The 14,991-nt window shown below is 64.5% G+C and carries 15 protein-coding genes and 2 tRNA genes; 8 read left to right on the top strand and 9 right to left on the bottom strand.

The genetic code is table 11. The annotated features are described in order from the left end of the window. Positions 1-61 precede the first annotated feature (61 nt). The 7 genes from PSQ40_RS11645 (at position 62) to PSQ40_RS11615 (ending at position 5,807) form a co-directional block, all read left to right on the top strand. Positions 62-138 (top strand) — tRNA-Pro (locus PSQ40_RS11645). Positions 139-269: 131 nt separating this feature from the next. Then, a complete protein-coding gene (gene pilB / locus PSQ40_RS11640) occupies positions 270-2,003 on the top strand; it encodes a type IV-A pilus assembly ATPase PilB (RefSeq protein ID WP_273951642.1) in 1,734 nt (577 codons plus the stop codon). A gap of 17 nt (positions 2,004-2,020) precedes the next feature. Next, a complete protein-coding gene (locus PSQ40_RS11635) occupies positions 2,021-3,235 on the top strand; it encodes a type II secretion system F family protein (RefSeq protein ID WP_273951641.1) in 1,215 nt (404 codons plus the stop codon). Beyond that, positions 3,235-4,113 (top strand): prepilin peptidase, encoded by an 879-nt coding sequence (locus PSQ40_RS11630; protein ID WP_273951640.1) that lies wholly within the window; start codon positions 3,235-3,237, stop codon positions 4,111-4,113. The genes PSQ40_RS11635 and PSQ40_RS11630 overlap by 1 nt, the downstream gene beginning before the upstream one ends. 10 nt (positions 4,114-4,123) lie before the next feature. Beyond that, positions 4,124-4,741, top strand: a complete 618-nt coding sequence (gene coaE / locus PSQ40_RS11625) for a dephospho-CoA kinase (protein WP_273951638.1) — start codon at positions 4,124-4,126, stop codon at positions 4,739-4,741. Between the two features lie 23 nt (positions 4,742-4,764). Then, positions 4,765-5,520 (top strand): cell division protein ZapD, encoded by a 756-nt coding sequence (zapD, locus tag PSQ40_RS11620; protein WP_273951636.1) that lies wholly within the window; start codon positions 4,765-4,767, stop codon positions 5,518-5,520. A 65-nt stretch (positions 5,521-5,585) separates the two neighbouring features. Further along, positions 5,586-5,807, top strand: coding sequence for a DNA gyrase inhibitor YacG (locus PSQ40_RS11615; RefSeq protein WP_273951634.1), 222 nt, complete (start codon positions 5,586-5,588; stop codon positions 5,805-5,807). Positions 5,808-5,895: 88 nt separating this feature from the next. Here PSQ40_RS11615 and PSQ40_RS11610 read toward each other — a convergent pair whose 3' ends face one another. The 5 genes from PSQ40_RS11610 to PSQ40_RS11590 form a co-directional block, all read right to left on the bottom strand. After that, on the bottom strand, positions 5,896-6,333 hold the full coding sequence (locus tag PSQ40_RS11610) for an NUDIX domain-containing protein (protein ID WP_273951633.1): 438 nt from the start codon (positions 6,331-6,333) through the stop codon (positions 5,896-5,898). Then, the gene (locus PSQ40_RS11605) at positions 6,326-7,201 is read right to left on the bottom strand and encodes an ATP-binding protein (RefSeq protein WP_273951631.1); all 876 of its coding nucleotides are present in this window, start codon (positions 7,199-7,201) and stop codon (positions 6,326-6,328) included. The genes PSQ40_RS11610 and PSQ40_RS11605 overlap by 8 nt, the downstream gene beginning before the upstream one ends. Positions 7,202-7,217: 16 nt before the next feature. Beyond that, positions 7,218-8,447: a bifunctional glutamate N-acetyltransferase/amino-acid acetyltransferase ArgJ gene (gene argJ / locus PSQ40_RS11600; RefSeq protein ID WP_273951630.1), complete on the bottom strand. Its 1,230-nt coding sequence runs from the start codon at positions 8,445-8,447 to the stop codon at positions 7,218-7,220. A 134-nt stretch (positions 8,448-8,581) separates the two neighbouring features. Further along, positions 8,582-11,335 carry a preprotein translocase subunit SecA gene (gene secA / locus PSQ40_RS11595; protein ID WP_273951628.1) on the bottom strand — a complete coding sequence of 918 codons (2,754 nt, stop codon included), beginning with the start codon at positions 11,333-11,335 and terminating at the stop codon, positions 8,582-8,584. 165 nt (positions 11,336-11,500) lie between these two features. After that, entirely contained in the window at positions 11,501-12,451 is a 951-nt protein-coding gene (locus tag PSQ40_RS11590; protein WP_273951627.1) for a M23 family metallopeptidase, read from the bottom strand. Positions 12,452-12,481: 30 nt separating this feature from the next. Here PSQ40_RS11590 and PSQ40_RS11585 point away from each other — a divergent pair, with 30 nt between their 5' ends. After that, complete coding sequence (locus PSQ40_RS11585) at positions 12,482-12,793, top strand: DciA family protein (protein WP_273951746.1); 312 nt, start codon at positions 12,482-12,484, stop codon at positions 12,791-12,793. A 43-nt stretch (positions 12,794-12,836) separates the two neighbouring features. Here PSQ40_RS11585 and PSQ40_RS11580 read toward each other — a convergent pair. From PSQ40_RS11580 to PSQ40_RS11565, 4 genes are all read right to left on the bottom strand, one after another. Continuing rightward, positions 12,837-12,912, bottom strand: a tRNA-Thr gene (locus PSQ40_RS11580). Positions 12,913-12,974: 62 nt separating this feature from the next. Beyond that, positions 12,975-13,472, bottom strand: a complete 498-nt coding sequence (locus PSQ40_RS11575) for a ClpXP protease specificity-enhancing factor (RefSeq protein WP_273951625.1) — start codon at positions 13,470-13,472, stop codon at positions 12,975-12,977. Positions 13,473-13,494: 22 nt separating this feature from the next. Then, a complete protein-coding gene (locus PSQ40_RS11570) occupies positions 13,495-14,106 on the bottom strand; it encodes a glutathione S-transferase N-terminal domain-containing protein (RefSeq protein ID WP_273928022.1) in 612 nt (203 codons plus the stop codon). A gap of 92 nt (positions 14,107-14,198) precedes the next feature. After that, positions 14,199-14,984, bottom strand: a complete 786-nt coding sequence (locus PSQ40_RS11565) for a cytochrome c1 (RefSeq protein ID WP_273951624.1) — start codon at positions 14,982-14,984, stop codon at positions 14,199-14,201. Positions 14,985-14,991 lie beyond the last annotated feature (7 nt).

The raw sequence follows: 14,991 nt of genomic DNA, 5'->3' as shown, positions 1-14,991 counted from the left end.
CCGGGTTCTTCAGTTCAGCGAGACGCATCATGGGCTGCACAGCCCGGACATGTTGGACAGTCGGGGTGTAGCTTAGCCTGGTAGAGCGCTACGTTCGGGACGTAGAGGCCGGAGGTTCGAATCCTCTCACCCCGACCAAGATCCACATTTCTCACACATTGCGGCATTCCGCCCGCACCTTTCCCCTCCCAAGACTGCATTTACAGCCGGTTTGGTCTGAGCGATGATAGGATGCATTTTTTCCATCTTGAGCATCCCTCTACCGCTTCATGGCCGCTGTCGAACCAGCCAATAGAACGTCCACTGTGGCCCTGCCCGGCCTGGGCCGGGCATTGATCACCGCCGGCAAACTCGCCCAGCGGGCGGCCGAAGAGATTTACCAAAAGGCGCTGACGCACCGCACCAGTTTCATTGCCGAACTGATGGCCTCGGGTGCGGTGTCGGCTGCGGACTTGGCGCACACCATGTCGGTGGCCTTCACGGCCCCTTTGCTGGACCTGGACGCCATCGATCCGCAGCGCCTGCCCAAGGACCTGCTGGACCCCAAGATCTGCCAGGCCTACCGCATCCTGGTGCTGAGCAAGCGCAGCAACCGCCTGATCATCGCGACAGCCGACCCCTCCGACCAGGAAGTAGTCGAGAAGATCAAGTTCGCCACCCAGATGGGGGTGGACTGGATCATCGCCGAGTACGACAAGCTGTCCAAAATGGTCGAGGCCACGACCTTGTCTGCGGCCGAAGCCATGGACAGCATCATCGGCACCGGCGGCGAGTTCCAATTTGACGACGAACCCATCATTGCCGAAGAGGTCAATGACAACAACACCGCGGAAGTCGAAGACGCGCCCATCGTCAAGTTCCTGCACAAGATGCTGCTGGACGCGTTCAACATGCGCGCCTCGGACTTGCACTTTGAGCCGTACGAACACCACTACCGCGTGCGCTTCCGCATTGACGGCGAGCTGCGGGAGATCGCGTCGCCCCCGATCGCCATCAAGGACAAGCTGGCGTCGCGCATCAAGGTGATCTCGCGCTTGGACATCTCCGAAAAACGCGTGCCACAAGACGGCCGCATGAAGCTGAAGATTGGCGCCGACCGGGTGATCGACTTCCGCGTCAGCACCCTGCCGACCCTGTTTGGCGAAAAGATCGTGATCCGTATCCTGGACCCGAGCAGCGCCAAGCTGGGCATCGAGGCCCTGGGCTACGAGCCCGAAGAGCGCGAACGCCTGATGCAGGCCATCGGGCGCCCCTACGGCATGATCCTGGTCACCGGTCCCACGGGCTCGGGCAAGACCGTGTCGCTCTACACCTGCCTGAACCTGCTGAACAAGCCGGGCGTGAACATCGCCACGGCCGAAGACCCGTCGGAAATCAACCTCCCCGGCGTCAACCAGGTGAACGTCAACGAGAAGGCCGGTCTGACCTTTGCCGCCGCGCTCAAGTCCTTCCTGCGCCAAGATCCCGACATCATCATGGTGGGGGAAATCCGCGACCTCGAAACCGCAGACATCTCGATCAAGGCCGCGCAGACCGGTCACTTGGTGCTGTCCACCCTGCACACCAACGACGCCCCGACCACCCTGACGCGGATGCGCAACATGGGCATCGCGCCGTTCAACATCGCGTCGAGCGTGATCCTGATCACCGCGCAGCGCCTGGCGCGGCGCCTGTGCCCCAATTGCAAGGTCACCGTGGACATCCCGCGCGAAACGCTGATCGAGTCCGGCTTCCGCGAAGAAGAGCTTGATGGCAGCTGGGCCCCTTACCGCCCCGTGGGCTGCTCGAGTTGCAACAACGGCTACAAGGGCCGGGTCGGTATCTACCAGGTGATGCCCATTTCGGAGGAGATCCAGCGCATCATCCTGCGCGACGGCAGCGCCCTCGACATCGCCGCTCAGGCGCGCGCCGAAGGCGTGCGGAGCCTGCGCGAATCCGGGCTGCACAAGGTCAAGATGGGCATGACCTCGCTCGAAGAGGTCCTGGCAGTGACCAACGAATGAACCGGACTGGCAACTGAATGGCGACCGCAAAAAGAGACATCAAAGAATTCGTCTTCGAGTGGGAGGGCAAGGACCGCAATGGCAAGCCCGTCCGCGGCGAATTGCGGGCCGCGGGCGAGAACCAGGTCCAGGCGTCGCTGCGTCGCCAGGGCGTGTTCCCGACCAAGATCAAGAAGCGCAAGATGCGCGCGGGCAAGAAGATCAAGCCCAAGGACATCGCGCTGTTCACGCGCCAGCTCGCCACCATGATGAAGGCGGGTGTGCCGCTGCTGCAGACCTTTGACATCGTGGGCCGCGGCAATGCCAACCCGAGCGTGACCAAGTTGCTCAATGACGTGCGCTCCGACGTGGAAACCGGCACCTCATTGAGCGGGGCCTTTCGCAAGTACCCGATGTACTTCGATGACCTGTACTGCAACCTGATCGAGGCAGGTGAAGCCGCTGGTATCCTGGAATCGCTGCTGGATCGCCTGGCGATCTACATGGAGAAAACGGAAGCCATCAAGTCCAAGATCAAGTCGGCCCTGATGTACCCGATCTCGGTGATCATCGTGGCCTTTGTCGTGGTGGTGGTGATCATGATTTTTGTGATCCCGGCCTTCAAGCAGGTGTTCTCTTCGTTTGGTGCCGACCTGCCTGCACCGACCCTGTTCGTGATCGCGATGAGCGAGTTCTTTGTGCAGTGGTGGTGGCTGATCTTCGGCGCCATGGGCGGTGGCTTCTACTTTTTCATGCAGGCTTGGCGGCGCAACGAGAAGGTACAGATGTTCATGGACCGCCTGCTGCTGCGCATCCCGGTCTTCGGTGACTTGATCAACAAGTCCTGCATCGCGCGCTGGACGCGCACCCTGTCCACCATGTTTGCCGCCGGGGTGCCCCTGGTCGAAGCACTCGATTCGGTGGGCGGCGCGTCGGGCAACTCGGTCTATGCCATGGCCACCGAGCGCATTCAGCAAGAGGTCTCCACCGGGACCAGCCTGACCGCGGCCATGACCAATGCCAATGTGTTCCCGTCCATGGTGCTGCAGATGTGCGCCATTGGCGAAGAGTCCGGCTCCATCGACCACATGCTGGGCAAGGCTGCCGACTTTTATGAAGCCGAGGTCGATGACATGGTGGCGGGTCTGTCCAGCCTCATGGAGCCGATCATCATCGTGGTGTTGGGCTCCATCATTGGGGGCATCGTGGTGTCGATGTACCTGCCCATCTTCAAGTTGGGCCAGGTGGTTTGATGAGTCCTTTGGTATGGATGGACCCGGCCCTGGCCGGTCTGGTGGGATTGCTGTTCGGCAGTTTCCTCAATGTGGTGATCTACCGCCTGCCCAAAATGCTGGAGGCAGGCTGGCAGCAGGAATGTGCTCAGTACCTGGCCGAGCAAACCGGTCAAGCGACGCCAGCCAGCACCAAGCCGGCGCCAGCGTTCAACCTGATGACGCCGCGCTCGCGCTGCCAGGCCTGCGGCCACACGCTGCATTGGTATGAGAACGTGCCCGTGGTCAGCTACCTGGTGCTGCGTGGCCGCTGCAGCGCCTGCCAAACCCGCATCAGCCCGCGCTACCCCCTGGTCGAGTTGATCACGGCCGGTCTGTTTGCGTTCTGCGTGCACCGCTGGGGCCTGACCCCGCAGGCCGCGCTGTGGTGCGGTTTCTCGGCCACCTTGCTGGCCCTGGCCCTGATCGACTGGGACACCACCCTGCTGCCCGACAACCTGACCCTGCCCCTGCTGTGGGCGGGTCTGATCGGCGCCTTGCAAGGCTGGACGGGCGTGGGCCTGGAGGCTTCGCTGTGGGGCGCCGTGGGCGGCTACCTGTCGCTGTGGAGCATTTACTGGGCCTTCAAGCTGCTGACGGGCAAAGAGGGCATGGGCTACGGCGACTTCAAGCTGTACGCGGCGCTGGGGGCCTGGTTCGGCTGGCAAGCCCTGGTGCCCATCATCCTGATGTCGTCGGTGATTGGTGCGCTGGTCGGCATCGCGATGAAGGTGTTCAGCCAGCTCCGGCCAGGGGGCTACATCCCCTTTGGCCCCTTCCTCGCGGGCGCGGGCTTCAGCGCGCTGATCTGGGGCGCAGGCCCCTTGCAAGCGGGCCTGCTGGGCCTGTTCGGACTCTGAGTCGCTCCCCATGCAACGCCGCCCTGCCTTCAGACAGATTGGACTCACCGGGGGCATCGGCTCCGGCAAGAGCACGGTCGCGGCCAGCTTCGCCCAGTGCGGAGCGGCGCTGATTGACGCCGATGCACTGTCCCGCAGCCTGACCGCCGTGGGCGGCGCTGCGCTGCCCGCGATTGCGGCGCGCTTTGGCGACCACATGCTGCAAGCCGATGGGGCGCTGGACCGCGACGCCATGCGGGCCCAGGTCTTCAGCGACCCGACGGCCCGGGCCCAGCTCGAAGCCATCATGCACCCGCTGGTGGGCCAATCCATGCAAGCCGCGGTACAAGCCGCGCAAGACCAAGGGGCCGCCCTCGCGGTGCTGGACATCCCGCTACTGGTCGAATCCCGGCGCTGGCCTGCGGCGCTGGATGCGGTGGTGGTGGTGGACTGCCTGCCCGACACGCAGCTGGCCCGCGTCATGCAACGCAGCGGGCTCAGCGCGGAGGCCGTGCGCGCCATCATGGCCAGCCAGGCCAGTCGGGCCCAGCGCCTGGCCGCGGCCGACGCGGTGATCTACAACGAGGGCTGCAGCCTGGCGGCGCTGCACCAGCAGGTGGCCTTTTTGGCAGCCGAGTTCGGGCTATGATGCGCGGCAACGGAACAAGCAGTGTGATCCTCTACGAATACCCTTTCAACGAACGCATCCGGACCTACCTGCGCCTTGAGCAACTGTTCAAGCGACTGGGGGTTTTGATTTCGCGTGATGCGCCGCTGGACCACCACTTCGCCCTCGCCACCCTGTTTGAGGTGATGGACGTGGCCGCGCGGGCCGACCTCAAGTCGGACGTGCTCAAAGACCTCGAAAAGCAAAAAGCGGTGCTCAACAGCTACCGCGGCAACCCGTCGATTTCGGAGCAAATCCTGGACGGCGTGATCGCCCAGATCGAGGCGGGCTTCGCGGCCCTGAACCAACTGCCCGGCAAGGCTGGCCAGACCCTGACCGAGAACGAATGGCTGATGAGCATCCGCAGCCGCATCGGCATCCCTGGCGGCACCTGCGGGTTTGACCTGCCGGCCTACTACGCCTGGCAGCACGTCGCCCCCGAACAACGGCGCCTCGATCTGGACCAATGGGTCGGACACCTGAGCCCGCTGGCCGATTCGATCGTCTTGCTGCTGCGCCTGTTGCGCGACTCGGGCACGCCCCAGAAGGTGGTGGCCGAACGCGGCCAGTTCCAGCAAACCCTGCCGCAGGGCCGCACCTTCCAGCTGCTGCGCCTGCGCATCAACCCCGCCCTGGGCCTGGTGCCCGAGATCAGCGGCAACCGCCTGCTGGTGTCGGTGCGCCTGATGCGCCAGGACACCGAGGGACGCCTGCAGGCCTCGGGTGAAGACGCCAGCTTTGAACTGGCGCTGTGCGCCTGAACGACGGACTGCCCCCCCCCGCCCTGCCCGCGCGCCGCCTGAGCCCGATTCATTGAACCTGCCCCATGGCCACCCTGCCCCAGCCCCTGCCCGATGGCGCCCGCGTGGTGCGCTGCCCTGCTTGCCAAGGCGACAGCCTCTACCACGCCAGCAACCCGTACCGCCCCTTTTGCGGCGAACGCTGCAAGAACATCGATTTTGGCGCCTGGGCCAGTGAAAGTTTTCGCATGCCGACCGAGGCGCCACCCGACGACGCCCCGTACGGCGACCCCCGCCTGCAGCAGTGACCCCCCCCGCGGGTGCAACGCAGATCGCGCTGGCGGCCAGCCTGGCCCCGCGGCCTCAGCCCTGAAACCGCGTCAAGGCTGGCAGGCTTCAGGCCGGCTCGGCCGGCTGCAGCACCGCACCGGCAAAGCCACGTTCGGCGGCCAGCCAGTCCAGCACCGGAAAAGCCCCCGGCAACACCGGGGACACGGTCAGCGGGAACTGCTGCCACGCCATGCGTTGGCCCTCGCGCATCTCGAACTCGCCCGACCACTGCCGGACCTTGCACCAGTGCAGGCGCACCAGGGCATGGGGGTAGTCGTGCTCGGTGACCCGCCAGACCTCAGCGGCGCCGATGGTGACACCGAGTTCCTCGTCGAGCTCGCGGCGCAAGGCCTGCTCCACGGACTCACCGGCTTCGAGCTTGCCGCCCGGAAACTCCCAATAGCCCGCGTAAGGCTTGCCCTCGGGGCGCGAGCTCAGCAGCAAGGCGCCGTCTTCGCGGATCAGGATGCCGACCGCGACCTCGGTGTGGCGGCGCTCAGCCATGGGCCCGACCTGCGTAGTCCCGCGCAAACTGGTAGGCCACGCGGCCGCTGCGCGAGCCGCGCTCCAGCGCCCAGACCAGGGCCTCGGCACGCGCCGACTCGATCGCGCCGGGGGCCACCCCCAGGGCCGACAACCACTGCGCCACGATGGCCAGGTACTCGTCCTGACTGAAGGGGTAGAAGCTCACCCAGAGGCCAAAGCGCTCGGACAGGGAGATTTTCTCTTCCACCACTTCGCCGGGGTGCACTTCACCGTCTTCGCTGTGCGTGTAGGTGAGGTTCTCCGACATGTACTCAGGCAGCAGGTGGCGGCGGTTGCTGGTGGCGTAAATCAACACATTGGGGGTGGCGGCTGCCACCGACCCGTCCAGGATGGACTTGAGCGCCTTGTAGCCCGGCTCACCGTCCTCAAAGCTCAGGTCGTCGCAGAAGACGATGAACTTCTCAGGCCGGTCCGACACCACATCGACGATGTCGGGCAGATCCACCAAGTCGGCCTTGTCGACCTCGATCAGGCGCAGCCCCTCGGCCGCGTACTGGTTCAGACAGGCCTTGATCAAGGACGACTTGCCGGTGCCCCGGGCACCGGTCAGCAGCACGTTGTTGGCCGGCAGGCCACGCACGAACTGCTCGGTGTTGCGCTGGATCTTCTCCTTCTGCGGGTCGATCTCCTTGAGGCTGTCCAGCCGCATGTCCGCCACATGGCGCACCGGTTCCAGTACCCCATGACCCGAGCCCCGGCGGCGGTAGCGCCAGGCGATCGAAGCGTTCCAGTCAGACGGCGCTGCCAGCGGCTGGGGCAGCACGGATTCGATGCGCGCGATCAATTGCTCGGCGCGCAGCATCAGGTGTTCGAATTTCTCGTTCATGGGGCGCGGCGCGGGTTCAGGAGCGGTAGTCGGCGTTGATGCTCACGTAGTCGTGGCTGAAGTCGCAGGTCCAGACGGTGTCGCTGGCCGAGCCGCGGCCCAGCACCACGCGCACCGTGATCTCGCTTTGCTTCATCACGCGCTGACCGTCTTCTTCCTGGTAGGCCGGGTTGCGCCCCCCCTTCAGGGCCACCGCCACCTCGTCGAGGTAGAGGTCGATGCCGGTCTGGTCCAGATCGGTGATGCCCGCATAACCCACCGCCGCCAGGATGCGGCCCAGGTTCGGGTCGCTGGCATAGAAGGCCGTCTTGACCAGCGGCGAGTGGGCGATCGCATAGGCGACCAGGCGGCATTCTTCGGCGGTCTTGCCGCCTTCCACGCGCACCGTGATGAACTTGGTGGCGCCTTCGCCGTCACGCACGATGGCCTGGGCCAACAGGCGCGAGACCTCGAGCAGTGCCGCCTTCAGCGCCGCACCGTCACCGCTGTCGAGTTGGGTGATGGTGGGGTTGCCCGCCTGGTGGGTGGCCATGAGCAAGAAGGAGTCATTGGTCGAGGTGTCACCGTCGATGGTCACGCGGTTGAACGAGCCCTCGGCCAGATCGCGCACCAGGCCCTGCATCAGGGCCGGATCGATGGCCGCGTCGGTGGCCAGGAAACCCAGCATGGTGGCCATGTTGGGGCGGATCATGCCTGCGCCCTTGCTGATGCCCGTGATGGTGACTGGCACGCCCGACAGCGTGATGCGGCGGCTGAAGGCCTTGGGCACGGTGTCGGTGGTCATGATGCCTTCGGCAGCGCGCGCCCAGTGGTCGGGCTGGGCGTCGGCCAGGGCGGCGGGCAGACCGGCTTCGATGCGGTCCACGGGCAGCGGCTCCATGATCACGCCGGTGGAGAACGGCAGGATCTGGTCGGGCGACAGGCTCAGCTGGCGGGCCAGCGCGATGCAGGTCGAACGGGCCCGCACGAGACCGTCCTCACCGGTGCCCGCGTTGGCATTGCCGGTGTTGATGACCAGCGCCCGGATGCCCGTGGTGCGGCCCAGGTGTTCGCGGCTGATCTGCACCGGCGCGGCACAGAAACGGTTCTGCGTGAACACGCCGGCCACGCTGCTGCCCTCGTCGAGCAGAAAGACCGTCAGGTCCTTGCGATTGGCTTTGCGCACACCCGCTTCAGCGACGCCAATGCGCACGCCGGCAACGGGGAACAATTCATGAGGCAGCGGGGCCGAAAGATGAACAGGCATGGTCGACTTTCCAAAAACGGGGACCGGCCCACCATGGCCAGCCACCCCACAAAAAACAACACGGGCCGAGGCCCGTGTCCAGGCCCGGGCGCCAACCGAAGTCAACGCCGCAGACCTTGCGAAGTATCAGCAGTTCAGGCGAGTTTGCCGTGACATTGCTTGAATTTTTTACCGCTGCCGCAAGGGCAAGGGTCGTTGCGGCCGACGCGCAGCATGGCCGCGTCCGACAGGTTCAGGTTGGCCGCGTCGACGATGGTCTCGGCCTCGCCGGTTTCGGTCGGTGCGGTGTAGGTCACGTTGGCGATCTGCTCGGCCCGCTGCTCCATGTCCTGGGCCGCCTGGTCGATCTGGTCCGGCGACTGCAGGCGCACCGTCATCAACAGGCGGGTGACTTCGTTCTTGACCGAGTCCAGCATCTGGCCGAACAACTCAAAGGCCTCGCGCTTGTACTCTTGCTTGGGCTGCTTCTGGGCGTAGCCGCGCAGGTGGATGCCCTGGCGCAGGTGGTCCAGCGAGCTCAGGTGTTCACGCCAGTGGCTGTCGATGGTCTGCAGCAGCACCACGCGTTCGAACTGGGTGAAGCTGTCGCCACCGACCTGGGCCACCTTGGCTTCGAAAGCCTCATTGACCGCCTTTTGCACCATCTCCAGGATGTCGTGGTCGGTGATGGCGCTGGACTTTTCGACTTGCGCGGTCAGGTCGAGCGCAATTTGCCATTCGTCTTGCAGCACGCGCTGCAGGGCCGGCAGGTTCCATTGTTCTTCGACCGACTCGGCCGGCACATAGGCGCGCACCAGGTCTTCGAAGCAGCCCTCGCGCAGGCTGGCGATCTGGGCGTCGAGGTTGCTGGCGTCGAGGATGTCGTTGCGCTGCTGGTAGATCACCTTGCGCTGGTCGTTGGACACATCGTCGTACTCCAGCAACTGCTTGCGGATGTCGAAGTTGCGGGCCTCGACCTTGCGCTGGGCGGACTCGATGCTGCGGGTGACGATGCCCGCTTCGATGGCCTCGCCCTCCGGCATCTTGAGGCGGTCCATGATGGACTTGACGCGGTCTCCCGCGAAAATGCGCATGAGCTGGTCGTCCAGACTCAAGAAGAAGCGTGACGAGCCCGGGTCACCCTGGCGGCCCGAACGGCCACGCAGCTGGTTGTCGATGCGGCGCGATTCATGGCGCTCGGTGGCGATGATGCGCAGGCCGCCCTGTTGCTTGACCAGCTCGTGGTCGCGCAGCCAGGCTTCGCGCAGGGCCTTGAGTTTTTCCTCGCGCTGGGCCGCGTCCAGCGCCGGGTCGTTTTCGACCTCGGCCAGGGCCTTTTCAATGTTGCCGCCCAGCACGATGTCGGTGCCGCGGCCCGCCATGTTGGTGGCGATGGTGATCATCTTCGGGCGACCGGCCTGGGCCACGATGTCGGCCTCACGGGCGTGCTGCTTGGCGTTGAGCACCTGGTGCGGCAGCTTTTCACGGTCCAGCAGTTGCGAGATCAGCTCGGAGTTCTCGATCGAGGTGGTGCCCACCAGCACGGGCTGCCCGCGCTCGTAGCAGTCGCGGATGTCCTTCACCGCGGCGTCGTACTTTTCCTTGGTGGTCTTGTAGACGCGGTCCAGCTGGTCATCGCGACGGCTGGGGCGGTTGGGCGGGATCACCATGGTTTCCAGGCCGTAGATCTCCTGGAACTCGTAGGCCTCGGTGTCGGCCGTACCGGTCATGCCGGCCAGCTTGCCGTACAGGCGGAAATAGTTCTGGAAGGTGATCGAGGCCAGGGTCTGGTTCTCGGCCTGGATGGACACGCCTTCCTTGGCTTCGACGGCCTGATGCAAGCCATCGCTCCAGCGGCGACCCGACATCAGGCGACCGGTGAACTCGTCCACGATCACGATCTCGCCGTCCTGCACCACGTAGTGCTGGTCGCGGTGGTAGAGGTGGTTGGCCCGCAGCGCTGCGTACAGGTGGTGCATCAGCGAGATGTTGGCCGGGTCGTACAGCGAGGCGCCTTCGGGCAGCAGGCCCGCGTGGGCCAGGATGCGCTCGGCGTTCTCATGGCCTTGCTCGGTCAGCACCACTTGGTGGGTCTTTTCGTCCACCGTGAAGTCACCCGGCTTGGTCACGCCCTCGCCCGTGCGCGGGTCGGCTTCACCCTCCTGGCGCACCAGCAGCGGCACCACGGCGTTGATGGCGATGTACTGCGCGGTGTGGTCGTCGGCTTGGCCGCTGATGATCAGCGGCGTGCGGGCCTCGTCGATCAGGATCGAGTCCACTTCGTCGACGATGGCGTAGTTCAGGCCGCGCTGCACCCGGTCACCGGTCTCGTAGACCATGTTGTCGCGCAGGTAGTCAAAGCCGTATTCGTTGTTGGTGCCGTAAGTGATGTCGGCACGGTAGGCGGCTTGCTTGGCCTCGCGCGGCATCTGCGGCAGGTTGACCCCCACTTCCAGGCCCAGGAAGTTGTACAGGCGCCCCATGGAGGCGGCGTCCCGGCTGGCCAGGTAGTCGTTGACCGTCACCACGTGCACGCCCTTGCCCGACAGGGCATTCAGGTACACCGCCAGGGTGGCCGTCAGGGTCTTGCCTTCACCGGTGCGCATTTCGGCGATCTTGCCGAAGTGCAGGGCCATGCCCCCGAGCAGCTGCACGTCGAAATGGCGCATGCGCATCACGCGCTTGGAGGCCTCGCGCACCACTGCGAACGCCTCGGGCAGCAGGGCATCCAGGGACGTGCCTTGAGCGACGCGTTGGCGGAACTCATCGGTCTTGGCCCGCAGTGCCTCGTCCGACAACTTTTCGTACTCGGGCTCCATCGCATTGATGCGATCCACCGTCTTGCGGTACTGACGCAGGAGCCGGTCGTTGCGGCTGCCGAAAATTTTGGTGAGGAAGTTAGTGGCCATGAAAACAAGACCGCCCCGCCCGCACTGGCGGCCACAGGACGACCAAAATCCCTAAAACAAAGCTGAATTCAGGTGGAGCCGGTGCCCCGGATTGCAACGCCCCATTCGCAAAAATGCGGGCGGCCCGAAAAACCGGCATAAGCCACAGATTCTACCTTTTGCACCCTAGGGCGCTGCGACAGCGCCTGCACGCGCGCCCGCCACGGTCACCGGGTTGGGATTCAGGTTCAAGAATTTCTTCGGATCCTGCGGAATGCCCTGCACCAGCACCTCGAAATGCAGGTGCGGCCCGGTGGACCGCCCCGAGGTCCCGACCTCCGCGATGCGCTGCCCGCGCTTGACCAGATCGCCCTTGCGTACATGGACCCGGGACGCGTGGGCGTAGCGGGTGATCAGCTCGTTGCCGTGGTCGACCTCGATCATCTGGCCATATTCAGGGTGGTAGGACTGGGTCACCACCACACCGCCGGCCGCGGCCAGGATCGGCGTGCCGGTGTCCGCCTGGTAGTCCTGGCCGGTGTGCAGCGCCGACGTGCCCGAAATGGGGTCGATGCGCCAGCCAAAGGCCGACCCCAGGGGCTTGCCCGGCACCGGGGCCTGGGTGGGCACCATCATCTTGCGTATGCGCTGGTCAAACAGGCGCGACTCGATCACCGTCATCAGGTCAACGCGCTGGTTGGTCAGGCGCTCCAGGTCGTCCAGGGTGGCCTGCAGCTCTTCCAGGCTCAGGGGCCGGGCCGAGACCAGCGCGCCACCGCGCCCTGGTGGGGTCTTCAAATCCATGCTGACGCCGGCCAGACCGGAAACCCGCGCGCCCAGCGATTCGAGCTGCATCATGCGCGCCTCCATGTCGCCCACCTTGCGGGCCATGACATTGAGGTTCTCGCGCAGGTAGCGGTCGCGCTGCTCGGTTTCGTCCTTGATCATCAGGCGCACCACCGAACCAATGACCGGCCAGCCCTCGCGGGCGCCCTTCAAGAACACCCAGTGGTACATCCCCGCGGCCACCAGCATCAACACCAACGAAGCGCTCAGTGCGGCGGCCAACAACTGCCAACCACTCAGATGAAGGGCCCGGCTCTTGGCCAGCCAGGCATCCGTGATAATCACTTGCAACTCATCACCTCTCAAGCTTTAGTTCAGCGCATGCAACGTCGACATCAATCCATCACCTGGGCTCAAGCCTCGATGGCGTCACCCACGTTCGCAAAGTTGTCGGAACTGGTCCGGGATTCAGCAGCACGACTCAAGGCCATCGAACCTTTGATTCCGCCCATGCTTCGCGGCGCCATCCAGGCGGGCCCCATTGAAGGCGGCACTTGGTGCCTGTTGCTGGAGTCCAACGCCGCCGCCGCCAAACTCAGGCAGCAATTGCCCGCGTTTGAAGCCCATTTGCGCAGCCGGGGGTGGGAGGTTACCTCAATCCGCCTGAAGGTTCAAAGCTCGAACCGGCGCTGAGGCAGAGAAGTGGATCGGCGTCCTGTGGACGCGAACGAAGAGATGGTGCCGGTTGTCGGATTCGAACTGACGACCTACCGCTTACAAGGCGGGTGCTCTACCAACTGAGCTAAACCGGCTGAATCTGAAAATTCAGGCGGGATTCTAACCGCCAAAAATCCAGACCCTGGGCATTGCATCCTTATTTCACGCGCTTGAGCGCCGGGCGACCGCCCCCGCTGGGCGCGGGCTTGGGCGGCTCGGGCAGGTCTGCGCCCCCCGCGTCGGTGGGCACCAGCTGGACCACGCGGTCCTCGCTGGCGGACTCGACCGCCACCGCCGCTGGCGGCGGCTCAGCAGGAGCCTGGGGTGCCGCGGGCGGCGGCGCCGGGAAGGCCATGCCCTGGCCGTTTTCACGCGCGTAGATGGCGATCACACGCTCGATGGGCACCGAGATCTCTCTCGGTACACCGCCAAAACGGGCCTTGAACTCCAGGAACTCATTGCCGATGTTGAGGCCACTGGTGGCGTCAAAACTGACGTTGAGCACGATCTCGCCGTCCTTGACGAACTCGCGCGGCACCTGCACCGTGTCGTCGACAGACACCGCCACGTACGGGGTGAAACCGTTGTCGGTGCACCACTCATAGAGGGCACGGATCAAATACGGACGGGTCGAAGAGGCTTCCTGGGCGTTCATGGCATGGGTTCCGGAACCGCGCTTACTTGCGCATGACCTTTTCAGACGGCGTCAGCGCTTCGATGTAGGCGGGGCGCGAGAAGATGCGCTCGGCGTACTTGAGCAGCGGGGCCGCGTTCTTGCTGAGTTCGATGCCGTAGTAGTCCAGGCGCCACAGCAGCGGTGCAATGGCGACGTCCAGCATGGAGAAGTTCTCACCCAGCATGTACTTGTTCTTGAGGAACACCGGGGCCAGTTGGGTCAAACGGTCGCGGATGTGGGCACGGGCCTTTTCCAGCGTTTTCTCGTTGCCCTTGGCCAGACGCGATTCGAGCGTGCTGACGTGGACGAAGAGTTCCTTCTCGAAGTTGAGCAGGAACAGGCGCACGCGGGCGCGGTCCACCGGGTCACCCGGCATCAGCTGCGGGTGCGGGAAGCGCTCGTCGATGTACTCGTTGATGATGTTCGACTCGTACAGGATCAGGTCGCGCTCGACCAGGATCGGCACCTGGCCATAGGGGTTCATGACATTGATGTCTTCCGGCTTGTTGTAGAGGTCAACATCGCGGATCTCAAAGTCCATGCCCTTTTCAAACAGGACAAAGCGGCAGCGGTGGGAAAAGGGACACGTGGTCCCCGAGTACAACACCATCATGGTTACGGCTCCTGAAAATCAAAAAGAGTGGACCGCCCAAAGGCGCCCACTCTGTGGGTCCGGTCAGCAAGCTGACCAGACAGATAGCGGAATTACTTGACGTCTTTCCAGTACGCGGCGTTGAGGCGCCAGGCGATCAAGGTGAAGAAGGCCAGGAAAATCAAGACGCCCACCCCCACGCGAACGCGGGTGTTTTGGGCCGGTTCACCCATCCATTGCAGATAGGCCACCAAGTCGCCGACCGCCTGATCATATTGCAACGGCGTCATGCTGCCCGGCGTGAGCTGTTCCCACCCCTTGAAGACCTCGGTCTTGTGACCGTGTTCCGTGATGGTTTCGTAGACCGGACGGCGGTCGCCTTGCAGCTCCCACAGCACGTGCGGCATGCCCACGCTCGGGAAGGCGAGGTTGTTCCAGCCCGTGGCTTTGGTCTCGTCACGGTAGAAGGTGCGCATGTAGGTGTAGAGGTAGTCGGCACCGGTGCCGCCATGGCCGGCGCGCGAACGCGCGATCACGGTCAGGTCGGGCGGGTTGGCACCGAACCACTCCTTGGCCTGACGCGGATCGATCGCGGCCTTCATGGTTTCACCGACCTTTTCGGTGGTGAACAGCAGGTTGTCCTTGATCTGCTGCTCGGTCAGGCCGATGTCCTGCAGGCGGTTGTAGCGCATGAAGGCGGCCGAGTGGCAGTTCAGGCAGTAGTTGACGAACAGCTTGGCGCCGTTTTGCAGCGCGGCCAGGTCGTTGGTCTTGTTCGGGGCCTTGTCCCAGGCGATGCCGCCTTCACTGCTGGCGTGGGCGCCGGCAGCGACCCCCAAAGCCATCATCAGGCCCAGCACCAGCTGGCGGGCGAAACCCAGACTTGCGAGCTTTTTCATTGTTTTT

The sequence above is a fragment of the Curvibacter cyanobacteriorum genome (assembly GCF_028649475.1).
Lineage (GTDB): Bacteria > Pseudomonadota > Gammaproteobacteria > Burkholderiales > Burkholderiaceae_C > Curvibacter > Curvibacter cyanobacteriorum.
This window is presented reverse-complemented; position numbering and strand designations above follow the sequence as displayed.